Origin of the sequence: [Mycobacterium] stephanolepidis (assembly GCF_002356335.1) — a bacterium.
GTDB classification, from domain to species: Bacteria; Actinomycetota; Actinomycetes; order Mycobacteriales; family Mycobacteriaceae; genus Mycobacterium; species Mycobacterium stephanolepidis.
Genome location: NZ_AP018165.1, coordinates 3,873,932 through 3,898,735 on the forward strand (window position 1 = coordinate 3,873,932; position 24,804 = coordinate 3,898,735).

The 24,804-nt window shown below is 65.1% G+C and carries 26 protein-coding genes and 1 pseudogene; 14 read left to right on the forward strand and 13 right to left on the reverse strand.

All coding sequences use genetic code 11. The features are described from left to right. Nucleotides 1-112 precede the first annotated feature (112 nt). Both eccD and mycP read left to right on the forward strand, forming a co-directional pair. A complete protein-coding gene (gene eccD, locus MSTE_RS19250; RefSeq protein ID WP_096503648.1) occupies nucleotides 113-1,648 on the forward strand; it encodes a type VII secretion integral membrane protein EccD in 1,536 nt (511 codons plus the stop codon). Next, nucleotides 1,645-3,087 carry a type VII secretion-associated serine protease mycosin gene (gene mycP, locus MSTE_RS19255; protein WP_096503650.1) on the forward strand — a complete coding sequence of 481 codons (1,443 nt, stop codon included), beginning with the start codon at nucleotides 1,645-1,647 and terminating at the stop codon, nucleotides 3,085-3,087. The genes eccD and mycP overlap by 4 nt, the downstream gene beginning before the upstream one ends. Nucleotides 3,088-3,104: 17 nt before the next feature. Here mycP and eccB read toward each other — a convergent pair whose 3' ends face one another. Next, nucleotides 3,105-4,583, reverse strand: coding sequence for a type VII secretion protein EccB (gene eccB / locus MSTE_RS19260; protein ID WP_096503652.1), 1,479 nt, complete (start codon nucleotides 4,581-4,583; stop codon nucleotides 3,105-3,107). Nucleotides 4,584-4,790: 207 nt separating this feature from the next. On the opposite strand from eccB, the gene eccE reads away from it, so the two are divergent. Beyond that, on the forward strand, nucleotides 4,791-6,425 hold the full coding sequence (gene eccE / locus MSTE_RS19265; protein WP_096503654.1) for a type VII secretion protein EccE: 1,635 nt from the start codon (nucleotides 4,791-4,793) through the stop codon (nucleotides 6,423-6,425). 13 nt (nucleotides 6,426-6,438) lie between these two features. Here the strand turns inward: eccE and MSTE_RS19270 are convergent, their stop codons facing one another. Next, nucleotides 6,439-6,993 carry a CGNR zinc finger domain-containing protein gene (locus MSTE_RS19270; protein WP_162291464.1) on the reverse strand — a complete coding sequence of 185 codons (555 nt, stop codon included), beginning with the start codon at nucleotides 6,991-6,993 and terminating at the stop codon, nucleotides 6,439-6,441. A 72-nt stretch (nucleotides 6,994-7,065) separates the two neighbouring features. Between MSTE_RS19270 and MSTE_RS19275 the strand changes: the two genes are divergently transcribed. From MSTE_RS19275 to MSTE_RS19295, 5 genes are all read left to right on the forward strand, one after another. Continuing rightward, nucleotides 7,066-8,118 carry an EamA family transporter gene (locus MSTE_RS19275; protein WP_096503656.1) on the forward strand — a complete coding sequence of 351 codons (1,053 nt, stop codon included), beginning with the start codon at nucleotides 7,066-7,068 and terminating at the stop codon, nucleotides 8,116-8,118. Between the two features lies 1 nt (nucleotide 8,119). Beyond that, on the forward strand, nucleotides 8,120-8,770 hold the full coding sequence (locus MSTE_RS19280; RefSeq protein WP_162291684.1) for a cutinase family protein: 651 nt from the start codon (nucleotides 8,120-8,122) through the stop codon (nucleotides 8,768-8,770). A gap of 10 nt (nucleotides 8,771-8,780) precedes the next feature. Continuing rightward, on the forward strand, nucleotides 8,781-9,770 hold the full coding sequence (locus MSTE_RS19285) for an alpha/beta fold hydrolase (protein WP_096503660.1): 990 nt from the start codon (nucleotides 8,781-8,783) through the stop codon (nucleotides 9,768-9,770). 132 nt (nucleotides 9,771-9,902) lie between these two features. Continuing rightward, nucleotides 9,903-10,454: a cutinase family protein gene (locus tag MSTE_RS19290; RefSeq protein WP_162291685.1), complete on the forward strand. Its 552-nt coding sequence runs from the start codon at nucleotides 9,903-9,905 to the stop codon at nucleotides 10,452-10,454. Nucleotides 10,455-10,496: 42 nt separating this feature from the next. Further along, nucleotides 10,497-11,213 carry a cutinase family protein gene (locus tag MSTE_RS19295; RefSeq protein ID WP_096503664.1) on the forward strand — a complete coding sequence of 239 codons (717 nt, stop codon included), beginning with the start codon at nucleotides 10,497-10,499 and terminating at the stop codon, nucleotides 11,211-11,213. Here MSTE_RS19295 and truA read toward each other — a convergent pair whose 3' ends face one another. From truA to MSTE_RS19345, 10 genes are all read right to left on the reverse strand, one after another. Next, entirely contained in the window at nucleotides 11,214-12,098 is an 885-nt protein-coding gene (gene truA, locus MSTE_RS19300) for a tRNA pseudouridine(38-40) synthase TruA (RefSeq protein WP_096503666.1), read from the reverse strand. A gap of 3 nt (nucleotides 12,099-12,101) precedes the next feature. Next, nucleotides 12,102-12,674: a 50S ribosomal protein L17 gene (gene rplQ, locus MSTE_RS19305; RefSeq protein ID WP_096503668.1), complete on the reverse strand. Its 573-nt coding sequence runs from the start codon at nucleotides 12,672-12,674 to the stop codon at nucleotides 12,102-12,104. Nucleotides 12,675-12,763: 89 nt separating this feature from the next. Next, entirely contained in the window at nucleotides 12,764-13,816 is a 1,053-nt protein-coding gene (locus MSTE_RS19310; protein WP_096503670.1) for a DNA-directed RNA polymerase subunit alpha, read from the reverse strand. A gap of 77 nt (nucleotides 13,817-13,893) precedes the next feature. After that, the gene (gene rpsD, locus MSTE_RS19315) at nucleotides 13,894-14,499 is read right to left on the reverse strand and encodes a 30S ribosomal protein S4 (RefSeq protein WP_096503672.1); all 606 of its coding nucleotides are present in this window, start codon (nucleotides 14,497-14,499) and stop codon (nucleotides 13,894-13,896) included. A gap of 20 nt (nucleotides 14,500-14,519) precedes the next feature. Beyond that, nucleotides 14,520-14,936 (reverse strand): 30S ribosomal protein S11, encoded by a 417-nt coding sequence (rpsK, locus tag MSTE_RS19320; protein ID WP_078288361.1) that lies wholly within the window; start codon nucleotides 14,934-14,936, stop codon nucleotides 14,520-14,522. Between the two features lie 6 nt (nucleotides 14,937-14,942). Then, a complete protein-coding gene (gene rpsM / locus MSTE_RS19325) occupies nucleotides 14,943-15,317 on the reverse strand; it encodes a 30S ribosomal protein S13 (protein ID WP_030096736.1) in 375 nt (124 codons plus the stop codon). Between the two features lie 169 nt (nucleotides 15,318-15,486). After that, a complete protein-coding gene (gene rpmJ, locus MSTE_RS19330; RefSeq protein ID WP_003886927.1) occupies nucleotides 15,487-15,600 on the reverse strand; it encodes a 50S ribosomal protein L36 in 114 nt (37 codons plus the stop codon). A gap of 22 nt (nucleotides 15,601-15,622) precedes the next feature. Further along, the gene (gene infA, locus MSTE_RS19335; RefSeq protein ID WP_003418601.1) at nucleotides 15,623-15,844 is read right to left on the reverse strand and encodes a translation initiation factor IF-1; all 222 of its coding nucleotides are present in this window, start codon (nucleotides 15,842-15,844) and stop codon (nucleotides 15,623-15,625) included. Nucleotides 15,845-16,049: 205 nt separating this feature from the next. Continuing rightward, entirely contained in the window at nucleotides 16,050-17,333 is a 1,284-nt protein-coding gene (locus tag MSTE_RS19340) for an FAD-dependent oxidoreductase (protein WP_096503674.1), read from the reverse strand. A 155-nt stretch (nucleotides 17,334-17,488) separates the two neighbouring features. Then, nucleotides 17,489-18,385, reverse strand: coding sequence for an alpha/beta hydrolase (locus MSTE_RS19345; protein WP_096503676.1), 897 nt, complete (start codon nucleotides 18,383-18,385; stop codon nucleotides 17,489-17,491). A gap of 178 nt (nucleotides 18,386-18,563) precedes the next feature. On the opposite strand from MSTE_RS19345, the gene MSTE_RS19350 reads away from it, so the two are divergent. From MSTE_RS19350 to MSTE_RS19375, 6 genes and pseudogenes are all read left to right on the forward strand, one after another. Continuing rightward, a complete protein-coding gene (locus MSTE_RS19350; protein ID WP_096503678.1) occupies nucleotides 18,564-19,088 on the forward strand; it encodes a hypothetical protein in 525 nt (174 codons plus the stop codon). Further along, entirely contained in the window at nucleotides 19,085-20,596 is a 1,512-nt protein-coding gene (locus MSTE_RS19355) for a flotillin family protein (RefSeq protein WP_096503680.1), read from the forward strand. The genes MSTE_RS19350 and MSTE_RS19355 overlap by 4 nt, the downstream gene beginning before the upstream one ends. Before the next feature lie 29 nt (nucleotides 20,597-20,625). Beyond that, nucleotides 20,626-21,450, forward strand: coding sequence for an LLM class F420-dependent oxidoreductase (locus MSTE_RS19360; RefSeq protein WP_096503682.1), 825 nt, complete (start codon nucleotides 20,626-20,628; stop codon nucleotides 21,448-21,450). 20 nt (nucleotides 21,451-21,470) lie between these two features. Beyond that, nucleotides 21,471-22,466 (forward strand): dTDP-glucose 4,6-dehydratase, encoded by a 996-nt coding sequence (gene rfbB, locus MSTE_RS19365; protein WP_096503685.1) that lies wholly within the window; start codon nucleotides 21,471-21,473, stop codon nucleotides 22,464-22,466. A gap of 1 nt (nucleotide 22,467) precedes the next feature. After that, nucleotides 22,468-23,085 carry a dTDP-4-dehydrorhamnose 3,5-epimerase family protein gene (locus MSTE_RS19370; RefSeq protein ID WP_096503687.1) on the forward strand — a complete coding sequence of 206 codons (618 nt, stop codon included), beginning with the start codon at nucleotides 22,468-22,470 and terminating at the stop codon, nucleotides 23,083-23,085. Nucleotides 23,086-23,130: 45 nt separating this feature from the next. Continuing rightward, nucleotides 23,131-24,009, forward strand: a pseudogene (locus MSTE_RS19375) (DUF4190 domain-containing protein). Here MSTE_RS19375 and map read toward each other — a convergent pair. Continuing rightward, nucleotides 24,010-24,804: a type I methionyl aminopeptidase gene (gene map, locus MSTE_RS19380; protein WP_096503691.1), complete on the reverse strand. Its 795-nt coding sequence runs from the start codon at nucleotides 24,802-24,804 to the stop codon at nucleotides 24,010-24,012.

Genomic DNA, 24,804 nt, shown 5'->3' on the forward strand with positions numbered 1-24,804 from the left:
CGCATGGTTGGCGTTCGCCCGGATGCACCGAACCGCTGGCGGCGCTGAGCAGCGTTCGGCTAGTGTGCATGCGCAAAGATCAATGACCGTGGGGGCAGGTAGGGGGCACAGCATGACACATGCGCAGTCGGGCGCCGAGCAACGTTCGGCGGTACTCGAACTGTGCCGCGTTTCCATTCAGGCTGAGCGCACCCAGGTCGACCTGGCGCTGCCGACGAGCGTTCCGCTGGCCCTTTTGGTCGGCTCGATCGTCGACATCATCAACCAACATGTAGGTGTCCCCGAGCTGACCAGCCCGGAGGATGCCGTGGAAACGCATTGGCGTTTGTCCCGACCCGGTCAGCCGCCGCTGCAGATGTCCAGCACCCTCGGGGAGCTGGAGGTCCGCGACGGCGATCAACTGATTCTCACCGCGTCCGATGTGGCCGCACCTGATCCGCTGTTCGACGACGTCTTCCTTGCTGTCTCCACCTTCCGGACCGTGTCGGCGCATCCGTGGAGCCGGACCGCCGCTCGCATACTCGGCGCCTCCGCGTGCGGACTCGCCGCGGTGCTCGGTGCGACGGCGCTGCTACGCGCAGGCGCCACAAACCCCGGCCTGCTTCTTCCCATCATCGCGGTGGCGATCGCATTGGTGGCCATCACCGCTGCGGTGTTCGCCAACCGCGTCTATGACGATTCCCTGGCCTCCGTAATGCTGAGCCATTGCGCCGTCGGCTTCTCGGCGGTGGCCGGAGCGCTGTTCGTACCGGGAAAGTACGGCGCCCCACACGTGATGCTGGCGCTCATGGTGGCGATGGTCGTTTCCATCCTCGCCATGCGTGCGACCGGCACCGGAACGATGTCCCTTGTCGCAGTCGCTTCGGCATCGCTACTCGGGTTCGGAGCAGCCCTGGGTTACGTGCTTTTCGAACCACCGATCTACAGCCTCGGCGCCGTGCTCGGCTCGGTCGGCATCTGCGCGGTGGCGCTGTCGCCGCGCGTGGCCATGGCGCTCGCCCGACTACCGCTTCCCCCGGTACCCACCCAGGGTGCACCCTCGCGCCCTGAACATTCGACGGCGCCGATCGAAGCCATCGAAGGTCTCGACGGACTCGATACCGAAGGTGATGACGTCGAGGACGCCACGGCCCTACCGCCGCTGCCCGACCTTCGCGAGAAGGCGCTGCGGGCGCACGCCGTACTGACCGGATTGGTGTGCGGGACATCCGCCGTCACCGCGGTGGGCGCGATGCTGGCGGCGCTGACCTTCCCCGGAGCGGGTGATCATCACCCCACCGGTGCACACCGATTCAGTGGTGTGGTGCTGGCCGGATTGATCGCGCTGGCGATGATGCTTCGGGCACGCTCGCACGCCGACCTCGCGCAGACGGTCGCTATCAACCTGGGCGGCTTGGCCATTCCGGCGGCGGCATTCGCGTTCATCGCGGTCGCGTACCCGACAGCGGCTGTTTTCACCACCGTGCTGACGGCGATCGCGGCCGGTTCGGCCATCGCCCTCGGCTTCCTGGTGTCGGCCCGCAAGTACTCACCGGTGGCCCGCCGCACGGTGGAGATCATCGAATACATCGCGCTATCGCTGATCGTTCCGATCGCCGTCTGGGTGTGTGGCGTGTACAGCGCCGTGCGGGGATTGAACCTGCCATGAACCTCGGCGTGGCCCGCCGTGTCGCCACCGCTGCAGCCGTCGTGATGTTGGCGATGGCATCGCAGCTGGCGACCGGTTCGATGCACGTGCTCGCGACCGCACATGCCTACGCACCACTTCCCGTCGATCCGAGCATGCTTCCCGGCCCGCGTCCAGCCGCTCCCATAGAGCCCACGGAGCAGAAGGAACTGTGCCGATTCCCCGGTATCGACCCCAAGCGCGACCTCAACAAGGTGCCCACGCAGCAGCGCGGGCTGGATCTGCCGTTGGTCTGGCAGCTGTCGCGCGGCGCGGGCCAGACGGTCGCGGTGATCGATACCGGGGTGGCGCGTAGCCCGCGGCTGCCACCGCTGATCCCGGGCGGCGACTACGTCTTCGAGGGCGGTAACGGCACCCAGGACTGCGATGCGCACGGCACCATCGTGGCCGGAATCATCGCCGCGGCACCGGATCCCACCGGGGCAAGCGCATTCAGCGGTATCGCACCCGACGTCAGCCTCATCACCATTCGCCAGTCCAGCGCGAAGTTCGCGGTGAAGAACAAGGGCGGCGGAGGCGACAGGGACGATCCCTCGAAGATCAGTGGCGTCGGAAACGTCGACACCCTGGCCATGGCGGTGCGCACCGCGGCCGACCTCGGCGCGACCGTCATCAACATCTCCGAGGTGGCATGCGCCTCCGCCAAACAATTCTTAGATGACAGACCGCTGGGCGCCGCCCTGCAATACGCCGTGGACGTCAAGAACGTCGTGGTAGTCGTTGCCGCGGGAAATGTCGGCGACGGCCAGTGCAAGAACCAGAACCCACCGCCGGATCCGGCGCGGCCCAACACCCCGGACTGGGATGCCGTCCTGGAAACGGTGAGTCCGGCTTGGTACAACGACCTCGTCCTGACCGTGGGCTCGATCGGCCCGGACGGGCAGCCCTCGAAGTTCAGTCTCGGCGGCCCCTGGGTCGATGTCTCGGCTCCCGGTGAAGACATCGTTTCGCTGGACCCCAACCGCGATGCGCTGACCAACGCCTACATGGGTGAGCAGGGCCCGGTACCCATTCAGGGCACCAGCTTCTCCGCGCCGGCGGTCAGTGGCGTTGTCGCGCTGGTGCGTTCACGCTTCCCTCAGCTCAGCGCACGCGAGGTGATGGACCGCATCAAGAACACGGCACACCGCCCGCCCGGCGGCTGGGACCCTTATCTGGGCTACGGCGTGGTGGACGCGCTGGCGGCGGTCAGCGACGACCTGGGCACCACCAGTGATCTCGCCCGGGCCAACGCGGCCAAGAAGTTGCAGCTGCCGCCTGCACCGGCGCCGCCCGACCCACGACCACGACGTGTCGCGCTGATCGGAATAGCGGTCTGCGCGGCATTTCTCGCCGCGGCGCTGGCGATGCTCGCGCCCGTTCGCAAGTTGCGGCAGGGCCGGGGCAACTCCACCGAATAGCGGCGGTGGCACGCCGATCAAGCAGGCGGTGCGCTCGATGTCGACGGATTGATCGCCAAACCTGTCTTGTCAGGCGGCATTCCGTCGTGCACGACGAGTGCGTCTTCCTTGCTCAGTCGTGGCCCCGGCGGCAGCAGCCCGACGACAGGCCACGGGGCCGGAACGGGCTCCACCGTGAGCCCCAGAGATTTGGCGGCCTCCAGATTCCCGATGCCAAAGCGCACGCCGGTATCGAGGATGAGGTACAGAGACTCGGCACGACCGGTATCGCCACCCAGGCCGGTGGACCGGACGAATGCGCTGCGCGCGGGCGGAATGTAGGCCGTGTCGATGTTGGGGCCCTCCTTGTCGGCCTGCGCCAACACCACCGGTACCTGATCAGTCTTCAACGGCAACGAGTTACCCATCAACAGCTTGGTCGAAGCGTGTTCCTGCGTCTTCTCCTGACCGGGCTTCCAGCTGCTGCACAGCACCGACTTCTCGGGGACGTCCACGATCTTGCCCGCGCGGTCCGGAAATGTCTGTACCGCAAGTACATTGAGACTCTGGTGCCCCGAGATCACATCCGGGGCGACGGTGACGATGTCTTGCGCGCCCTGAGAGTCGGAGAATCTGATCAGGTCGGCGGTGACCTCGTTGACACGTTGCACCCCGCCCGAGAGCACCACGTAGTACTCGGCAGAGTCCGCCCGGCTCATCTTGATGACAGACCCCACGCGAACACCACCGGTGGTGATCGGCGAAGGCCCTCCGGCATCGGGGATGGGCGGCGGAGCGATGGCCGGAACCTCGGGAATGGCGTTGAGCACGTTCATCGAGATCGGCCGGGGCGTCACACCTTCGAGACGCAGCGCGCGGGTCACCGCGGGGTTCGTCAGGTCCACCGCGGCGCGCTTGCCGTCGTAGAGCAGATACATCTGGCTGTTCACCGTCACCAGGGCGTACCTGTCCTTAGGCATCTCCTGGTTGCCGTTCTCAAGGGTCACTGCGCCCGCGATCACCGTGGAGGTGACGGTGGAGCTCGGCGGGGGCGTCGCGACATCGCACACCGTCCAGATGGTGTCGTCCCCGGTCAGTGGTCCCGGAATAGAGGCCGGCGCACCGGGAATCCCGACGAGCGGGCCGCGACGCGCCTTGGCCAGTTCCGAGTCCTTGACCGGCTTGGGATTCTCGTTGTTTCCGGAGATCAACCGGGCTGATGCCAAATTGAGCGCGGGGTGAAGTGTGTCCTGGATCCGGACATAGACGGCACCGGTGTCCTTGGCCATGACGATGGGCTGATCCCCCAACGGCATGTTGGGCCTGAAAAATGCCAAGATCGCACAACCGGCAACGACCACGGTGGCCAGCACGATGCCGACCATGAGCGAACTGGACTGCGACCGCATCGGGTCGTGGATCATTCGGACGTCACGGCGAACCAGTGCGTGCTCCATACGCCGCACCAGGAACCGGTACCCGCTGACCTGCAGCCGGGTTGTCGGTTGTCGCGCCATCGTCCCCCCTCCAGGAAATCTGCGAAACTCGGATCTACGACCTAACGATGCCTCTAGGCCTGCCCCCGGATCTTGTCAGATCCTACGTACGGGCCACACGGCCATGCAGCCTATTGCAATACTGGGCAACCACGATAGGTTGCGGGTGGCAACCGCGACGCCCGAGTCGGGTCGGCGCGGCATGACGGTGGGACAGAAGGGGGAACGGTGACCTCGAGCGGGGCGGCTCCGGAACAGGTGCGTCGGGCCACGATGCCGATCCAGATCATGGTGATCTCGCAGCTGCTGATTCTCGCCGCGGTACTGGTTTCCCTGCTGTTCGACTGGCCTTGGTGGGCCGCGCTGTTGATCGCGATCGTGGCCTTGGCACTCGTTCTCGGCCGTTGGGGCGGTCAGACGGTCAGGCATTGGGCGGTTACCGGATTCAAGTATTTGACGGGCCGCACCTACCGAAGCTCGGGCAGCATCGCCGACACCCCCAGCAGCCAGGACAGCTGGACCGGAACTCGTTGGGAGAACGGCAAACTCATCACGGTGCTGGAGGTCAGCGCAACCCAACTCCACCCCTCGGTCATCACTCCGGACCACTGCGCCACCGACTCACTGGTGCCCCTACGGGTGCTGCGGGAGTGCATGCATCAGAACGACATCGAGCTGGAGAGCATCGACGTCATCAGCAACGGCCAACGCACCGCGCAGGGCACGGTCCTGCGCGGTGGATATGACCGGCTGGTGGGCCCACTACCCGCCGTCGCCATTCGCACCGTCTGGGTGGTGCTGAGATTCGATCCCGGCGCCAACGTCGACGCGGTGTTCCGACGCGGAGGCAGCCGGCGCGGCGCGGAACGATGTGCCGTCATCGCCACCGCGCGAGTCCGCCGGGCATTGGCAGCGGCCCACTGCGCCAGCACCATCCTGCAAGCGGGCCAGATTCACCGAATCAGCGCCGAAATGCTCCGGCAGTACGCGGGCGCACCCATGCACGAGGAGTGGAGCGGCCTCATGCTCATCGACTCCTACAACGTCGCCATGGGAATTGACCCGTGGTACATCACCGATGCCACCCTCACGGGACTGTGGGCGCGGCCCACGCTGGAGACCACCGTGACGGTTCGACTGCGCCCGGCCGCGAAGGGCCGCACATCGGTTGGCGCACTGGTTCGGTGGGCAACCGATGAGCAACTTCCGATACGCCATTCCACAGGAATGACCTCACTCAACGGCAGCCAGCGCGACGCGTTCTTCGCCGGACTTCCCGTGGGCGCCATCGGGTTGGAGTACCTGACTCGCAGCATCGAGATGAGCAACGAGGAACTGGACGGTATTCATCTGCCGACATCGGGCTGCGGACAGTTGATCGGCTCGGATATGTCCGGTCGCGCGATCGCCGCGCGGTTGTCCGGACAGGGCGTTCACACCGTGGTCGTCCGCGCCGAACTCTACGTATGCCAGCAGGTGGTGCTCAGAGCGGTGGCGATCGGTGCGCTTGTGGTCGTCTACACCGACCGCCCCCACATGTGGGACGTCATGGTGACCTCGATCGGCGACGCCAACCGCGTCCAATTCGCCAGTGGCCCGGGCTTTATCGACCCCCGATGCACCCTGGCCGTGGTGGATGGCATGCAGCCGACCGCACTACCCAGCAACTGCACGGCACTGCACATCATCAGCAGCGAATACGACGCGCTTCCGGCCCGGCCGGATGTCATCATCGACCAGCCCAACGGCTACGGCGACCACATCCTCTTGACCGCCGGTGGCGAGACCATCCAGGTTCGCCTCGTGACGGTCAGCGATGAGTTGGCATATCTGGGCCGGCCGATACAAGCCTTCGCGCAGTAGAAGTTTCGCGGCTTCAGGGCTCGTCGCGCATACGTTCCCGGTAGGCAGCCACATGCTGCCGGTTACCGCAGTTTCCGGTGTCGCAGAACATCCTGGACCTGTTGCGCGACAAATCGATCAGGACGGCGTCACAGTCCGGGGCCGCGCAGGTCTTCAGCCGGCGCTGTTCACCGGTGCGCACCAGGTCCGCGAACACCATGGCGGTCTCGGCGCCGAGGCGGTCCGCGAGCGGCGCGTCACTGGCAGCCATATGCAGGTGCCAATCGGGTTCCTCGACATGCCGGGTGAGCCACGGCGAGGCGTGGGTGTCGGCCAGCAAGGCATTGACCCGCCGGACCACGTACTCCTCGTCGTTGATGTGCGCCCAGATATCGCCCAACCGGGTCCGTAGCGTCTTCACGGCCTGCAGCTCGGCCTCATCACCGTCACGCCTGCCCGTCCAGCCGTACCGATCCAGCAGCGGCGGCAGCGCGTCCAGATCAGGGAGCAGTTCCCGATCGTTGCGGGCGGTGTTGATCAGCTCAGCCGCCGATTTCAGCCCCTGCTCCGTGTCATGAGTGAAAAGCATTTGACACCTGACATCCTTCACTTATACCGTCATGACCGTATTCGATTTTACTCATGACACGCGGGAGGTGCGGTGAACGACAGGGCCACTTTCCGGGCGGGCGTGATTCTCGCCCTCGTCTCGGCCGCCACCTTCGGGTTTTCCGGCCCCTTCGCCAAGTCGCTCATGGCGGCCGGATGGTCCCTGACCGCCGTCGTCACCGCGCGCCTGGCCACCGGCGCCGCGGTGATGGTGGTAGCCGCATGTATCGCGGCGCCCGGATGGTTCTCCGAAGCCAGGCGCCACACCAGAGTCGTTGTGCTGTACGGGATCATTCCCGTGGCCGGTGCCCAGTTCTGCTACTTCGGCGCCGTCAGGCACATGTCGGTGGGCGTGGCGATGCTCTTGGAGTTCCTGAGCCCCATCCTGGTTATCGCGTGGACCTGGCTGTCCACCCGGCACCGTCCGCACACCCGGGTGCTTGCCGGCGCGGCGCTCGCACTGGTGGGGATGCTGTTGGTGCTCAACATCTTCAGCGGATCCCGCGTAGAGCCGGTGGGGGTGCTGTGGGGTTTGGGGGCAGCGGTCTGCGCCGCGTACTACTTCATCTCGTCACACCGTGCGGGCGGCAAGGCACAAGGGCTGCAACCGATCACGTTGACCACCAGTGGGCTACTCGTCGGCACCATCGCGGTCGGCGGCTTCGGGCTGACCGGGATCATGCCGATGACCTTTTCCGCTCAGGATGTGCAGGTCGCGGGCTGGCACACACCGGTCTATGTGCCCATTCTCATTCTCGGAGTGGTCACCACCGCGATCGCCTATCTCACCGGTATCGCCGCCATCGCCCGACTCAAGCCGAGCTATGCGTCGTTGATCGCGCTCACCGAAGTACTGTGCGCGGTGATCGCGGGCTGGGTCCTGCTCGGGGAAACCATCGCACCCATCCAGTACGTGGGCGCCGCGGTCATTCTCGCGGGACTGGTTCTGGCACATCGGGGTGCGGATACCTCGGCGGATTCCGAATCCAGCGCGGCCGGGCTATCAGCTTCTTTACCTGCGGGATTTAAATCACATGGCAGTGACAGCGAATTATCCGTAACCTCAGTGTGTGACGCTACAGCCGAATCCACGCCCAGCCAGTAAGTTGTTCGCCGCCGCCGCGCGCGCGGCGGTTGTTTCGGTTGCGGCAATCATGTTGACCACTGGTCTCGCGGTCATCCTCCCCGCCACCGCCTCGGCGGCATGTCCCAACGTCGAGGTTTCCTTCGCCCGCGGGCGTTCCCAGCCGCCAGGCGTCGGAAACATCGGCGACGGATTCATCAGCGCGCTGCGAAACCGCGTCAAAGATGTTGGTGTGTACGCAGTCCGGTACGACGCCAATACCGACGTCAGCGGCGGAGCCAACGACCTGAGCGCCCACCTGCAATCGGTGGCCAACTCATGCCCCAACACCAAGCTGGTGGTCGGCGGTTACTCCCTCGGCGCCGGTGTCGTCGACACCGCGCTGGGTTTCCAGGGTCCCGTCTCGATCGGAGACTTCTTCAACTTCACCAATCCGGTTCCCCCGGAGGTCGGTGACCGTATTCGGGCGATCGTCACCTTCGGCAACATCGTCAACCGCTTCGCCCCGATCCAGAATCTCGCGGGTGCCTATTCCGATCGCGTCCTTGACCTGTGCAATGACGGCGACCCCGTCTGCATGGCGGGCGACAACGAGAGCTGGAAGTCCCACACCACATACCCACCGGCACTGTTCGCGCAGGCTGCGGACTTCGCTGCCGCTCGAGTGAACTAGCCTCGCCCGGGTGACTGTTTCCCAGATCACCCACCGTCAGCTGCCGGTCAATGGAATCGACATCCACGTGGCCGAACAGGGCGAAGGCCCGGCGGTTGTTCTGTGCCACGGATTTCCCGGGCTCTGGTACACCTGGCGCCACCAGCTGGCGGCGCTGTCTGCCGCCGGATATCGGGCCATCGCACCGGATATGCGCGGATATGGGCGCACGACGGCACCGCGGGACGCAACCGCCTATGACCGCAGCACCACGGTCAACGACCTCGTCGGCCTGTTGGACGCCCTCGATCTGCGCGATGCGGTGTTCTGCGGACACGATTTTGGGGCACATCTGGTGTGGGACATGCCCGCCTGGGCGGGAGATCGAGTTCGAGCACTGATCCAGCTGTCGGTACCGCGCACCCGGCGACTCCCGGTCACCCCGAGCGTTGGATTCAATTACCTTGCCTCCCAGCACTTCACGCATCTGGAGTACTTCCAGGAGCCGGGCGTGGCGGAGTCCGAGCTGGATACGCAGCCAAAGATGTTCCTGGCCGCGCTGTTCCACGCTCTCAGCGGCGCGAATCGCTATCTCGACTGTTGGGACCACCCGGCGCAGGTTGATGGCAAACGTAATGGCTACCTAGATGTCCTTCCGAGCCCTCCTCCCCTGCCGTGGAATTGGCTTTCCGAGCAAGATCTCGACTACTACGCGGCCGAATTCACGCGTACGGGATTCACCGGCGGCCTCAACTGGTACCGGGCCGAGGATGTGGTGTGGGCCCAAAACGAGTACCTGCATGACAGACCCATCGGCGTACCGGTGGCCTTCATCGCCGGATCGGCCGATCCGGTCCTGGAAATGCTGGGCCGCGACCCCATGACGGCCATGGCGGATCTCGTTCCCGGTTTGCGGTCGGTGCTGATCGTCGAGGGGGCCGGACACTTCGTGCAAATGGAGCGACCGGACGCCGTCAACACCGCGATGGTGGAGTTCCTGGGTTCACTTCCGCCCAGGTGACATGGCCCATACCGCACCGATATGACAACTAGATTGACTTACCCGTAGCATTCCCGTGTGACGACGTACAGTGCTGTTTCACCTGCAATCGCGCACGTCCGCCGGTGGGGATTTCCGCTCGCCGCTCTGCTCATGTTCATCAGTCTGGTGACCATTTCGCAGCCGGCACCCGCGACCGCCGACCCGTGCGCCGCCGTGGATGTCTCCTTCGCTCGCGGCCGTGATGAGCCGCCCGGCCTCGGCCGCGTAGGCCAGGCATTCGTCGACGCCCTCGGCCCCAAGGTCGGCAGTATGAACGTCTACCCCGTCAACTACAGCGCCGGACTGCTCTCAACCGGAGAGGGCGCCGATGACCTGCGCGGACACCTCAGCGACGTCGCGTCGTCCTGCCCGAACACCAAGTTGGTGATCGGCGGATACTCGATGGGCGCAACCGTCGTGGATGACGTCGCCAACAACCCGCCACCGGACGTCGCGGGCCGGATCAGGGGAATCGCGACCTTCGGGAACATCGACCGGCGCGGTGGCGGCATGACCGGCCCCCTCGCCGGACGGTGGATCGATCAGTGCAATCCCGGAGACCCGGTCTGCCAGGAGGGCGGCCGCTCGTGGACCGCGCATCAGACCTACGAGCAGACCAATCTGCCCGCGCAGGCTGCGTCTTTCGTGGCGGGCAAGCTGTAGAGAAAGCGCACGCGAGGCCTCGCTGACCCGTAGCATCGTGGGGTGACCACGCATCAGCGGGGCACGAGGGTCGGCGTTGTCCTGAGTTATCTTGTCGCCCTGACGGTCTTCGCGCTGTCGGCGGTGAATGTTGTCGGGCTTGTCTATGCGGTGCCTCACGCGTCGGCAGATCCGTGTTCGGACGTAGACGTCTCATTTGCACGGGGTCGCAAGGAGCCAGTCGGATTGGGCCGCGTGGGCGGCGAGTTCGTGGACTCGCTGACCCCACGCATCGAGGCCACCGGGGCCAGTATGAACGTCTACCCCGTCAACTACGACGCCGGCATCTTCTCGGCCGGCGGCGGGGCCAATGATCTGAGCAATCACCTGCAAGCTGTGGCAGCCAGCTGCCCTCGGACCAAGCTCGTCATCGGCGGGTACTCCATGGGTGCCGAGGTAATCGACACGATCATCGGTGTTCCGAACGTGGGCATCGGGTTCAACCGCCCCCTGCCCGCCGCAGTGGGCGACCGCATCGTGGCGATCGCGACGTTCGGCAACGCCACCCACCGCACCGGGGGCCCGCTGAGCGGTATCGCGGGCGTATTCGGCTCGCGGGCAATCGATCTCTGTAATCAAGGAGACCCGATCTGCATGGCCGGTCCGAACAACAGCTGGGATGCCCACACCTCCTACGAACGCACCGGACTTCCCGCTGAGGCCGCGGCGTTCGTTGCCTCGAAACTCAACCGCCACGGCGAAGCCGAGTCCGGCGAGTAGTCAGTCCTTTCGGACTCGAACATCACGGGTGATCAACACGCGAGCCGCCATCTCGTCGTCGGGCGGGTAGTCCACACCGACCAGCGTCAGACCACGCGCCGGCGCCGCCGCGAAATCGCTTGAACGCCTTTCCTTCTTGAGCAAGTCGGCGCACCACTGCACCGGCCGCCTACCCTCCCCCACTACCAGCACCGCACCCACCAACGATCGCACCATCGACCAACAGAACGCGTCGGCACTCACGTGCGCGGCCAGCCGATGCCCATCGACCGTCCAATCGAACCGCTGCAATTCACGGATCGTTGTGGCGCCGTCACGATGGCGGCAGAAGGCCGCGAAATCATTCAGCCCCAATAGTTTCCGCGAAGCCTCGGCCATGGCATCGACATCCAGCGGCCGGTGCCACCCAACGACGTCATGCCGTGCGAGAGGCAGCACACCGAACGGCGCCGTGGAGAACCGGTACTCGTAGTGCCGTCGCAGGGCGGAGAACCGTGCATCGAAGTGCTCGGGGGCGCGCCGCATGTCGAGCACACGCACGTCTTTGGGCAAGAAACGTGACAGCCGCCGGATCAGCCTGCCGAACTCGGGCGCGTCTGCGGAGCGTGATCTACCGAGGATTTCCGGCAGCCGAGCAGACGGGATGTCGATATGCGCTACCTGGCCCGTGGCATGCACACCCGCGTCGGTGCGCCCGGCGGCGTACAGCGAGACGGGCTCGCCCACGATGGTCGTGAATGCCTCACCCAGCACCCCCGCGACCGTACGTTGGTTGACTTGAGTGGCCCACCCTGCGAAATCGGTTCCGTCATAAGCAATATCGAGCCGTAAACGAACCAGCCCGCCACCGTCTCCGGTAGCGGGCTGGTTCTCAGGTGTGACCAAAGGTCAATCCTTCTTGTCTGCGTCCTCGGCCTCGGGAGCCTCAGCCGTGTCAGCTGCGGCGTCCGCCGCGCCTTCCGCCTCGGCAGCCGCGTCGTCAGCAGTGTCGGTCTCGACCTCGACAACTTCCTCGGCAGGAGTCTCCTCGACCTTGGCCTCGTCGACGTCAGCCTTCTTGGTCGAAGCGACGCGGCGAGCCCGGTCGGCCTCAGAGGTGACCGTCTTCTCCTTCACCAGCTCGATGACCGCCATGGGCGCGTTATCGCCCTTACGGTTCTCGACCTTGATGATGCGGGTGTAGCCACCGTTGCGATCGGCGTAGAACGGACCGATCTCGTCGAAAAGGGCGTGGACAACATCCTTGTCGCGGATCTTCTTGAGCACCTCGCGCCGGTTGTGCAGATCACCCTTCTTGGCGTGGGTGATCAGCTTCTCGGCGTAGGGCCGCAGCACGCGGGCCTTCGTCTCGGTAGTCTTGATCCGGCCGTGCTCGAACAGCGCGGTGGCCAGGTTGGCCAGGAGCGCCTTCTGATGCGAAGACGATCCACCGAGCCGCTGACCCTTTTTGGGCTTGGGCATTGCAACTATCTCCTATTCGGGGCCGGCCCCCGTATCAGGTAGGGCCGGGACGGATCCGGGCGGGCGAAGCCCCGGGGTTATATGCCCAGTTAGAGCTGTTCGGTTTCGGCGAAGTCCTGATCGCCCTCGAAGTCATACGAACCGGTGTCCGACCACGTGCCGGTGGCGACGTCGTACCCGGCGACCTCGGAAGGATCGAAGCTGGTCGGGCTGTCCTTGAGCGACAGGCCGAGCTGATGCAGCTTGATCTTCACCTCGTCGATGGACTTCTGACCGAAGTTGCGGATGTCCAGCAGGTCCGACTCGGTGCGGGCAACCAGCTCACCGACGGTGTGCACACCCTCGCGCTTGAGGCAGTTGTACGACCGGACGGTCAGATCCAGATCCTCGATGGGGAGCGCGAACGAGGCGATGTGGTCTGCCTCGGCAGGCGACGGCCCGATCTCGATGCCCTCGGCCTCGACGTTGAGCTCACGGGCCAGCCCGAACAGCTCAACCAGCGTCTTACCGGCCGAGGCCAGCGCGTCACGCGGGGTGATCGAGTTCTTGGTCTCGACGTCCAGCACCAGCTTGTCGAAGTCGGTGCGCTGCTCGACACGGGTCGCGTCGACGTTGTACGTCACCTTGAGCACCGGCGAGTAGATGGAATCGACGGGGATACGGCCGATCTCGGCACCCGAGGCCTTGTTCTGCACGGCCGGGACGTAGCCGCGACCGCGCTCGACGACGAGCTCGATCTCCAGCTTGCCCTTGTCGTTCAGGGTCGCGATGTGCATATCGGGGTTGTGCACGGTCACACCGGCGGGCGGCACGATGTCACCGGCGGTGACGGCTCCCGGTCCCTGCTTACGCAGGTACATGGTGACGGGCTCGTCCTCTTCCGAGGACACCACGAGGCTCTTGAGGTTCAGGATGATGTCGGTGACGTCTTCCTTCACCCCGGGAACGGTGGTGAACTCATGCAGCACGCCGTCGATCCGGATGCTGGTGACTGCCGCGCCCGGGATGGACGACAGCAAGGTGCGCCGCAGCGAGTTGCCCAGGGTGTAGCCGAATCCCGGCTCCAGGGGCTCGATGACGAAGCGCGACCGGTTCTCGGCCAGCGATTCTTCGGACAGTGTCGGTCGCTGAGAAATCAGCATTCTTCTTCTATCTCCTTCTCGGCACCCGCTATTTGATGCCGGTCAGTGGAGGCAGCCCGGTTGGGCGGCCCGACTTCTTACTTCGAGTAGAACTCGACGATCAGCTGCTCGGTGAGCGGCACATCGATCTGCGCACGCTCGGGGAGCTGGTGCACCAGAATGCGCTGGCGCTCGCCGACAACCTGCAGCCAGCCCGGGATGGGCCGATCGCCGGCGGTCTCGCGTGCGACCTCGAACGGCAAGGTGTTCAGCGACTTTTCCTTGACGTCGATGATGTCGTACTGCGACACCCGGTAGCTGGGCACATCGACCTTCACGTTGTTGACCGTGAAGTGACCGTGCGACACCAGCTGGCGGGCCATCCGGCGGGTACGGGCCAGGCCGGCCCGGTACACGACGTTGTCGAGACGGGTCTCCAGGATCTGCAGCAGCTGCTCACCGGTCTTGCCGGAGGACCGCACGGCCTCGGCGTAGTAGCGGCGGAACTGCTTCTCCATGACGCCGTAGGTGAAGCGGGCCTTCTGCTTCTCCTGCAGCTGCTGGCGGTATTCGCTCTCCTTGATCCGCGCGCGGCCGTGCTGGCCGGGAGGGTAAGGACGCTTCTCGTACGCGCTGGAGCCACCGACGAGGTCGACACCTAGACGACGGGACTTGCGAGTGACGGGTCCGGTATAACGAGCCATTTTTTTAAGCCTTCCTCTACCTAGACCCGGCGCCGCTTGGGCGGACGGCAACCGTTGTGCGGCTGCGGAGTGACATCGGAAATCGCGCCCACTTCCAGGCCCGCGGCCTGCAGTGAACGGATGGCGGTCTCACGGCCGGAGCCGGGACCCTTGACGAACACGTCGACCTTCTTGACGCCGTGTTCCTGAGCCTTGCGCGCCGCGTTCTCGGCGGCGAGCTGTGCGGCGAACGGGGTCGACTTGCGCGAGCCCTTGAAGCCGACGTGACCGGACGACGCCCACGCGATCACGTTGCCCTGCGGATCGGTGATCGACACGATGGTGTTGTTGAACGTGCTCTTGATATGAGCGGCGCCGAGCGGGATGTTCTTCTTTTCCCGGCGACGAGTCTTCTGCGCCTTCTTGGGGCCCGCAGCGCCCTTTTTCGTTGGTGCCATTTGGGGTTACCTGGCCTTCTTCTTGCCGGCGATGGTGCGCTTCGGTCCCTTGCGGGTACGCGCATTGGTCTTGGTCCGCTGACCGCGCACCGGCAGACCGCGGCGGTGGCGCAGGCCCTGGTAGCAGCCGATCTCGATCTTGCGGCGGATGTCGGCCTGCACCTCGCGGCGCAGGTCACCCTCCACCTTGAGAGAGGCTTCGATGTATTCACGCAGCTGCGTCACCTGATCATCGGTCAGGTCCTTGCTGCGCTGCTCGGGGCTGATGCCCGTGGCGGCCAGGATCTCCTTGGAGCGGGTCCGGCCAATGCCATAGATATAGGTGAGCGCGATTTCCATACGCTTATCGCGCGGTAGGTCGACGCCTACGAGACGTGCCATGCGGCAGTTCCTCTTTCATTCAACGAAGGTCTGATCCCAGTCCGTCCCCTCTAGGTTGGGGCCCCGGCCTTCGTTCCGGGGGTGTCTGTCCGGCGTACCCGGTCAGTGGTTCTGGGAGGTCATCATTCAGTTATGTAGTTGGTCAGCCAGATCCTTGCGGACGTTCTGACTAGCCCTGCCTCTGCTTGTGGCGAGGGTCCTGGCAGATCACCATGACCCGCCCGTGCCGGCGAATAACGCGGCACTTGTCGCAGATCGGCTTGACGCTCGGGTTGACCTTCACGTTTCCAATCCTGTTCTTGTCGTTACTTGTACCGGTAAACGATCCGACCGCGGGACAGGTCATAGGGAGATAACTCCACTACCACTCTGTCCTCAGGCAGGATGCGGATGTAGTGCTGCCGCATCTTGCCGCTGATGTGGGCAAGCACCTTGTGTCCGTTCTCCAGCTCAATGCGAAACATCGCATTGGGCAGGGGTTCGACCACCCGGCCCTCGACCTCGATGGCTCCGTCTTTCTTAGCCATATCCTCCGCGATTCTTATTGCCTGCTCCGGCTATCGCCGGCATGACACGGCAACACTCACCGACCTCGAACGTGAGCCGGTGACAGGAAAATCCAGGACAGGGCACGCAGACAGTCGGCACGTAAGCCGCACCGTTGGTCAAGGATACCCGCGTAACGTCCCCAAACCAAACCGGCGAACGGGCGGTCAGGACCTCCCGGAGGTCTTACGACCAGGTGACTCCCGACCTGCTGATATGCGGGATCGCCGTGGGTCGTACCAGGCCCGCTGTCAGCCAGGCGCCCGCGATCCAGATATGGGGTGCGGATTTGGCGGCCATCGTCCGTCTGGCCCGCATCGATACGTCCGAACCATCCAGGACTCGCTGCGCCCGGACGGACAGTATCCGGTTACGCACGCCAGAGCGGCGCCGCTCGCGCGCGCTGCGGTTGATCGCCAGCCAGGCGGCGGCGAGATCGCTGGACTCGCCCAGCGCTTCGGCGATGGCCTCGGCGGCCGCGGCCGCGTCGGCCACGCCCGAGTTGAGGCTGCGTCCCCCCAGCGGCGCGAACTGATGGGCCGCCTCACCCGCGAGCAGTACCCGACGGTTCACGTCGGTGTAGCTGCTGGCCACGCCCTGCACGGTCTGATGCACCTCGACCGACCTGATGTGGTCGGCATACCAAACATCGCCGGTGAGCGCCGTGACCCAGGAACGGACCAGTTCGGTCGACGGTGTGGCCTCATCGTTGGGCAGGAACTGAACATCGAGGCGCAGACCGTCCGGGTAGGGCAGCCGGATGGCGTGGCGCCCGCCCAGATCGGGGTGGTGGTACTGGATCTGTACCGGCAGATCGAGCGTGACACCGTCCGGGTGCGGTTCGACGTCGATCACCGCAGAAGGGGGTGACGGCGGGCGCTCGGACATACCGATGCCCAGCGCCTGCCGAATGGCCGACCTGGAGCCGTCGGCGGCGATGACGTAGCTCGCACGCAGCCGATCGCCACTGGAGAGCGTCAGCCGTGCGCCGGTGTGGTCGGTGCTGATGTCGGTGACAGCGATACCGCAGTGGTACTCCACTCCCAGATTCAGCGCCTCGGCCAGGCTCTCGTCTTCAATGGTGCGCTGCGACAAGCTCATTCCCCATGCCGCGGGGTTCCATGGACCGGGCATCCGCGAGGGGGCGTAGGAGGACATGACGAACACCGGGCGACCCTGGTAGAAGGTCTGGACGCCATGGACCGCGAGCGCGGATTTGCGCAGACGGGCACCCAGCTCGGGTGCTACCCGGTCGTATCGCCGCAACGTCGAGTGTCCGACGAAGGTCGCACAGTTCCGATGGCGCTGGCGATCTTTCGAGCCTGCCGCCTCCAGCACAACGACGCGAATTCCCCGGCGCGCCAATAGCGTGGCAGCCAGCAACCCCACGGGACCGCCACCGACGATCACGACGGCGTCGTCGGTGATGTCCCGATGCGTGTCCGCCGACACTGCAGCTAGGTGAGGCACCCACTGACGGTACCGCGCCAGGGCAACTGGGCGCCCATCGAGATTTCGGTCGATGTATTGCGGCCAGTACCGGGGCCATTGCCTACCGGCTGTGGGGGTGGCAGATGACGATGCCGCAACTGCCGGGGACGGTCGCAGTCCACGGCCTTACCCGGTCAGCTGTGTAGATGAGTCGTCAAGAAGTCGGCCACGCTATCCAACGCCTTTCTGGCGCCCACGAGCTGCTCGACATTCAGCTGGAACACGTGGTGCATCCCCTGCCACACCTCGAGGCCGACCGTGCCACCGGCAGCCGTCACGCGTTCGGCGAGGCGCCTGGAGTCGTCGAGCAGAATCTCGTCGGTACCGGTTTGGATCAATAGCGGCGGCAACGTGTCGACCGCGCCGAACAAGGGCGACGCACGCGGATCGTCGGGTGCTGCCAAGTCGCGGTAGGCCGCTGAACAGTCCCGGAGATATGCCGGATCGAGCAACTGGTCACCGACGGCAAGATCACGAACGCTGTCTCCGCTCAGGCTGAGGTCGGTCCAGGGCGAGAACACCACGACAGCAGCCACTTTCGCGTTCTGCCGGTGCACCTGAATGGTGGCCGCGAGCGAGAGTCCACCGCCGGCGGAATCACCGGCGATCGCGATGGCCGAATACTGGCCGAGCAGAGACTTCACTGTCGCCACAGCCAGGTCGTGCGCATCGGGCAGGTGCGATTCGGGCGCCAGCGGATACTCGAGCACGAAGGCGTTCACGCGGGCACGCGTAGCGATCTGGCTGACGAGGCCGATGTAGGCCTCCGCACTTCCCTGCACATAACCGCCGCCGTGGATGTACAGAAGGACTCGGTCGGACACCGCGTCGGCGGGGCGCACCCAGACACCGGGCGCAGGATCGTCCGTCACCTTCTGAACGCTGACGCCTTCTGCGACCGGGGTTGCACCGACGAACCGGTCGTAGATGTCGCGAGGCTCGCCCCGCTCGGTCGACCAAAATCGGGCGAACTCAACGCGTAGGGCGCGGCTGGCGGGAATGTCGCTGTCGTCGATCGGGATGAGAGTCATCAACGACGACAGTAGGTAACCACTGCCGGCTCGGCCACACCTGGACCGCTATCCCGATCCCTCTGCACACTCGTGCGGCGCACTCCTGACCACGCGAGAGACATAGCCAGCGGGGCGGATACGTGGTACCTATGTCGGTAGTGGCGAACATCGCCGTCGGCAACGGGGAGGGGGTCGAGTGGACGGTCTGACGATCGGGTACCTGGCGGCCTTTGCCGTCGGCGGAATCGCGGTGCTGTCGGCACTGCTGCTGACCGACATCGGCCACGGCGACGGGATGCCGTTTCTGAGCCTGACCTCGATTTCCGCCGCCCTGACGGGCGCGGGCGCCGGCGGATTCATCGGCTCGGCCCTGGGCATCGCAACACTGCCGACAGCAATCATTGCCGCCGTGTGCGCGGTCGCGCTGGTATCGATCCTGCAACTTTTCCTGACGTACCTGCGACGCCAGCAGGCGAACTCGCATTCGGGGCGCGCGTCCTACATCGGAAGGCTCGGCACCATCACCCTGGAAGTGCCTTCCGGCGGCGGCTGGGGCGAAGTCGCGTTCACCGACGCCGACGGCAATCGGGTGCGCTCGCGCGCGATCACCGACGAACCCGATGGGCTGGCCAAGAACGCCGCGGTCTACATCGCTGATGTGGACCACGAATACCTGCACGTAGTCGGCATTCCACATCAAACCTCTAAGGACCCCGCATGAGCTCACTTCTGATCATCGTCGCCATCGCCATTGCGGCGCTGGTGCTTTTCGTGGCGCTGCCGCTGGTCTACGTACGCAACTACATCAAGGTGCCGCCGAACGAGGTCGCGGTGTTCACGGGGCGCGGTCAGCCCAAGGTGGTGCGCGGTGGCGCCCGCTTCAAGATGCCCGGCATCGAGCGGGTGGACATCATGTCGCTCGAACCGTTCAACGTCAACATCAACCTGCAGAATGCGTTGTCCAACAACGGTGTTCCGGTCAACGTCGAGGCCGTAGGCCTGGTGCGGATCGGCTCGAACGACGAGGCCGTCCAGACCGCCGTCCAGCGCTTCCTCACCGCGGATCTCAGCGAGTTGCAGCGGCAGATCAACGAGATCCTGGCGGGCAGTCTGCGTGGCATCACCGCCACGATGACCGTCGAGGACCTGAACTCCAATCGCGACTCGCTGGCGCGCAGCGTCGTCGAGGAGGCCGGTGGTGATCTCGCCCGCATCGGCATGGAGGTCGATGTCTTGAAGATCGCGGGCATCTCCGACCGCAATGGGTACCTGGAGTCGCTCGGCCAGCGCCGTATCGCCGAGGTGCGTCGCGATGCGACAGTCGGCACTGCCCAGGCCGAGCGGGACGCGCAGATTCAGTCGGCTCAAGCCCGGCAGGCCGGCTCCATCGCACAGGCCGAGGCCGATACCGCGATCGCCTCCGCCAACCAGAAGCGCGATGTGGAACTGGCCCGCCTGCGCGCGCAGACGGAGGCGGAGAACGCCCAGGCAGATCAGGCGGGCCCGTTGGCCCAGGCCCGGGCCGAAAAGGACGTGGGTATCGCCCGCGAGCAGGCGGAAGCCGCGCGCATGCAGGCCCGCACCGAGGTGGAGCAGCGTCGTACCGAGCAGGCCCAGGCCGCGTTACAGGCCGACGTCATAGCCCCGGCCGAGGCACGCCGGCAGGCCGACATCGCGATCGCGGAAGGCAGTCGGCAGGCCGCGATCCTGAAGGCGCAGGCTGATGCCGAAGCCGAGCGGCAGAAGGGTTCCGCGGAAGCCGACGCCCGCAAGGCGGCCGCGGACGCCTTCCGCATCGAGCAGCAGGCTGCCGCCGACGGCACCAAGGCCAAGCTGATCGCCGAAGCGGACGGCATCAAGGCCAAGCTGCTGGCCGAGGCCGACGGCAAGAAGGAGGTCGCCGCCGCACTCAATGCCTACACGCCGGAGGCCGCGCGACTGCTCACACTGCCGGACATCCTGGCGTCGGTGGTGCAGGCAACCGAGGCCGCGTCGAAACCGATCGGCGAGATTGAAAGGCTGTCCATCATCGGTGGCTCCGGGGATACCCAGGACGCGCTGGGCACCCTTTTAGGAGTGAGTCCGCAGGCAGTAGCGAAAGTGATTGAGAGCCTAAAGGTTTCAGGCATCGATGTGGCCGACCTACTGAACCGCACCCAGCAGGTCAAAGAATCCACGCCCCCTGCCCCCGCGCCCGCGGCGCATCCGGAAGGATCAGTGGAGGAATAGCGACACCTCCTGCGAAGTTGGGACGCGACATGGGCGAATCGAACCTCAGCCGGTATGGAATATGGAACGGCGGTCCGGTCACACCGGAGCAGGCCAAGGCCATCGAGGATCTCGGCTACGGCTCGGTGTGGATCGGGGGCGTGTTCACCTCAGATCTTGCGTATGTAGAGCCTCTGCTGGAAGCGACCCAGAATCTCACGGTCGCGAGCGGCATCGTGAACATCTGGACGTCTCCCGTCGACGAGATAGCGGCCTCGTTCCACCGGATCGAGGCGGCCCACCCGGGACGGTTCTTCCTGGGGGTGGGCGCCGGGCATCCGGAGGCATCGGCCGAGTACCGCAAGCCGTACGACGCCCTTGTCGAGTACCTCGACGGGTTGGATGCCGCGGGCGTACCCAAGGAACGCCGGGCGTTGGCCGCACTGGGGCCCAAGGTGCTGAAGCTCTCGGCGGATCGCACCGCCGGTGCCCACCCCTATCTGACGACGCCCGAGCACACCCGGGGAGCCCGGGAGATTATCGGCCCTGACGCGCTGCTCATTCCCGAACACAAGGTGGTTCTCAGCACCGACGCACAGAGCGCACGTGAGATCGGCCGACGCACCGTCGACTTCTATCTTCAGTTGAGCAACTACGTAAACAACTGGAAGAGACTTGGTTTCAGCGACGAAGACGTCACCTCGCCGGGAAGTGATGCCTTCATCGACGCCGTGGTGGCACACGGAACGGCCGAGGAAATCGCCGCGCGATTGCACGAACACCTGGACGCCGGCGCAGACCAGGTACTCATTCAGGTCCTGGGCGATAAGGGGTTGGTCGACACATTGACCTCGTTGGCGGACACGCTTCGGTGATCCCCCACTAGGGTTAGTGCATGCGAATCTTGGTGACCGGCGGCGCCGGTTTCATCGGAGCCAACTTCGTACATGCGACCGTCCGTGAGCGTCCCGACGTCTCGGTGACCGTTCTCGACGCTCTGACCTACGCCGGTACCCGTGAGTCGTTGGGCCCGGTCGCTGCGTCTGTCGAGCTGGTGCAGGGCGACATCTGCGACACCGAGACGGTGGATCGGCTGGTCTCTGCCCACGATGTGGTGGTGCATTTCGCCGCAGAAACGCATAACGACAACTCGCTCGCGGACCCGTCACCGTTCTTGCACAGCAACATCATTGGCACCTACACATTGCTGGAAGCAGTGCGCCGCCATGATGTGCGGCTGCACCACATCTCCACCGACGAAGTGTTCGGCGATCTCGAGCTCGATGACCCGAATCGGTTCACCGACACCACCCCATACAACCCGTCGAGCCCGTACTCGGCGACCAAGGCCTCGGCGGATCTGTTGGTACGCGCCTGGATGAGATCGTTTGGAGTGCGCGCGACGATCTCCAACTGCTCCAACAACTACGGGCCATATCAGCATGTGGAGAAGTTCATTCCACGGCAGATCACCAACATCCTGACGGGCCGTCGTCCGCGCCTGTACGGGGCCGGGGCCAACGTCCGGGACTGGATTCACGTCGACGATCACAACAGTGCGGTATGGCGCATCATCGAGGACGGCGCCATCGGACGCACCTATCTCATCGGTGCCGACGGAGAACGAGACAACCTATCGGTGTTGCGCACCATTCTCGAACTCATGGGCAAGTCGCCGGACGACTTCGACCATGTCACCGACCGCGCGGGCCACGACCTGCGTTACGCCATTGACCCCACCCCGCTGCGGGATGAATTGGGCTGGAAGCCAAAACATCTCGACTTCACCAGCGGGCTGACCGAGACAATCTCGTGGTACCAGGACAACGAGGATTGGTGGCGTCCCATCAAGGATGGTGTGGAAGCCCGCTACGCGAAACAGGGGCAGTGACGTGCAGATTCGTGAGTTATCGGTGCCCGGCGCCTTCGAGATCACCCCGGTGCAGCATCACGACAGCCGTGGGGTGTTCCTCGAATTGTTCAAGGGCGCAGCGCTTGCCGAGGCCATCGGCCACCCGTTCGATCTGCAACAGGCCAACTGCTCGGTATCGGCGGCCGGGTCGCTGCGTGGGATCCACTTCGCCGACGTGCCACCCGGGCAAGCCAAGTACGTCACCTGTCTGACCGGTTCCGTATATGACGTCGTGGTCGATATCCGCGTTGGTTCACCGACATTCGGCGCGTGGGATGCGGTGCTGCTGGACCCCCGAGACCGCCGGGCGGTCTACGTGCCCGAGGGTGTCGGCCACGGTTTCCTCGCGCTCGAGGACGCCTCAACGGTGGTCTACCTGTGCTCCGCCGGGTATGCCCCCGGCCGCGAACATGGCATCGATCCGCTAGATCCCACTGTCGCGATCCAATGGCCGACCAGCAGGCCCGACGGCACCGAGCTTTCGCTAGTAGTTTCCGAAAAGGACAGTGCCGCACCATCATTACTCGATGCACGGGAGTTGGGTCTGCTTCCCATCGCATCCGAGGTGCAAACCTTCCTGGCGGATCTTTCCGACTGATCGGCGAATCTTCCCACGCCACCGCGTGTTTGCTAAAGTCCGTACATGACGCAACCGCCTTCGGGGCCGCCGCCCTCGGATCCCGGGCCACCGGAGTTTCCGCCGTATCCGACGCCGACGGTCCCCGGATACCCGCCGGTCGGACCACCACCGACAGGCGGATATCCACCCGTTCCCCCGGCCGGGCCTGCGGGTGTCTAGCCTTATCCGCCCTATCCCCAGACGAACCCGGCGGGTGGGTACCCACCGCCACCTCCGGGTTACCCGTCGGCGCCCTACAGCTATCCCGCGGCGGGCGCCTATCCCCCCGTGGAAAGCGCACGGAGCACCAATGGATTTGCCATCACGGCGCTGATCTTCGGCATCATCCCCTGCCTCGGCGGAATCCTGGGCATCATCTTCGGCATCCTGGGTCTGAACCAGATCAAGCGAACCGGCCAGAACGGCCGCGGGTTGGCCATCGCGGGCATAGTGCTCGGCTCCATATGGGTGATCGCGTCGATTGTCGTCATCGCGGTGGGCATCAACGACAAGCCCAAGCGTGACGATTCCGGACACGTCACCCAGTCCGGCGATATGGACGTGACCCAATTGCGCGTGGGTGACTGCGTGGCCGATCTGGGTGACAAAGACTTCTACACGACGACCAAGGCCATCCCGTGTGCGCAGCCCCACAAGGCAGAGGTGTACGCGCTGTTGCCGCTGTCCGGAACTTCCGTACCCCCACAGTCCGTGCTGGACGAGAAGGGCAACGAGGGCTGCAGCACCGCGCTGGAAAGCTACTCCCCCAGTGCATTCGAGGACGACGGAGTCGAGATCACCTACCTCTATCCCACCAAACGTTCATGGGCGCAGGGTGACCACTCGATCGCCTGCGTGGCCGTCTTCACCACGGAGCGCACGGCGTCCATCAAGGGCAAGTAGCTAGGGGCGCAGTGTCAGGATGCGGGGGCCGTCCTCGGTGACGGCCACCGTGTGCTCCCAGTGCGCGGCCCGCGATCCGTCGGTGGTGACGACGGTCCAATCGTCGGCCAGCACCCGGGTCTGAGTGGTGCCCAGCGTGAGCATCGGTTCAATGGCGAGCACCGACCCCACCGCGAGAAGAGGCCCCTTGCCGGGGGCTCCCTCATTGGGCAGGAACGGGTCCAGGTGCATCGAGCGACCGATGCCGTGGCCGCCATAGCCATCCACGATTCCGAATGCCCGGTCAAACTGCTTCTCGGCCGCCCGGGTGCCCAGCTCGATCGCGTGGGAGACATCGGTCAGCCGGTTTCCCGGAATCATCGCCGCGATGCCGGCCTCCATGGATAGGCGGGTGGCTTCCGACAGCGCCTCGTCGACGGGAATGACCGTGCCCACCGCAAAGGTCCATGCGGAATCCCCGTGCCAGCCGTCCAGGATCGCGCCACAGTCGATGGAGACCAGGTCACCGTCCGCCAAGACCGCTGTCGCCGAAGGTATTCCGTGGACCACCTGATCATTGACCGAGGAGCAGATCGAGGCCGGGAAGCCGTGGTAGCCCAGGAATGACGGCACCGCGCCGGCATCCCGGATCACCGACTCGGCGACCTGATCAAGCTCCAGCGTCGAAACGCCCGGCTTCGCGGCATCACGCACGGCGACCAATGCGGCGCCCACGATGGCGCCCGCGGCAGCCATGGCATCGAGTTCCCCGGCGGTGCGCTGCTCCACCGTCTTCTTGCGGCCGAAGAGACCCAC

Coding starts and splice junctions, on each gene's coding strand:
- rpsD (WP_096503672.1), bottom strand. CDS start 14,499: ATGGCTCGTTATACCGGACCCGTCACTCGCAAGTCCCGTCGTCTAGGT.
- rfbB (WP_096503685.1), top strand. CDS start 21,471: ATGCGAATCTTGGTGACCGGCGGCGCCGGTTTCATCGGAGCCAACTTC.
- MSTE_RS19310 (WP_096503670.1), bottom strand. CDS start 13,816: ATGCTGATTTCTCAGCGACCGACACTGTCCGAAGAATCGCTGGCCGAG.
- rpsK (WP_078288361.1), bottom strand. CDS start 14,936: ATGGCACCAACGAAAAAGGGCGCTGCGGGCCCCAAGAAGGCGCAGAAG.
- rpsM (WP_030096736.1), bottom strand. CDS start 15,317: ATGGCACGTCTCGTAGGCGTCGACCTACCGCGCGATAAGCGTATGGAA.
- rplQ (WP_096503668.1), bottom strand. CDS start 12,674: ATGCCCAAGCCCAAAAAGGGTCAGCGGCTCGGTGGATCGTCTTCGCAT.
- MSTE_RS19355 (WP_096503680.1), top strand. CDS start 19,085: ATGAGCTCACTTCTGATCATCGTCGCCATCGCCATTGCGGCGCTGGTG.
- mycP (WP_096503650.1), top strand. CDS start 1,645: ATGAACCTCGGCGTGGCCCGCCGTGTCGCCACCGCTGCAGCCGTCGTG.
- infA (WP_003418601.1), bottom strand. CDS start 15,844: ATGGCTAAGAAAGACGGAGCCATCGAGGTCGAGGGCCGGGTGGTCGAA.
- MSTE_RS19270 (WP_162291464.1), bottom strand. CDS start 6,993: ATGCTTTTCACTCATGACACGGAGCAGGGGCTGAAATCGGCGGCTGAG.
- MSTE_RS19290 (WP_162291685.1), top strand. CDS start 9,903: ATGTTCATCAGTCTGGTGACCATTTCGCAGCCGGCACCCGCGACCGCC.
- eccD (WP_096503648.1), top strand. CDS start 113: ATGACACATGCGCAGTCGGGCGCCGAGCAACGTTCGGCGGTACTCGAA.
- MSTE_RS19360 (WP_096503682.1), top strand. CDS start 20,626: ATGGGCGAATCGAACCTCAGCCGGTATGGAATATGGAACGGCGGTCCG.
- MSTE_RS19345 (WP_096503676.1), bottom strand. CDS start 18,385: ATGACTCTCATCCCGATCGACGACAGCGACATTCCCGCCAGCCGCGCC.
- eccB (WP_096503652.1), bottom strand. CDS start 4,583: ATGGCGCGACAACCGACAACCCGGCTGCAGGTCAGCGGGTACCGGTTC.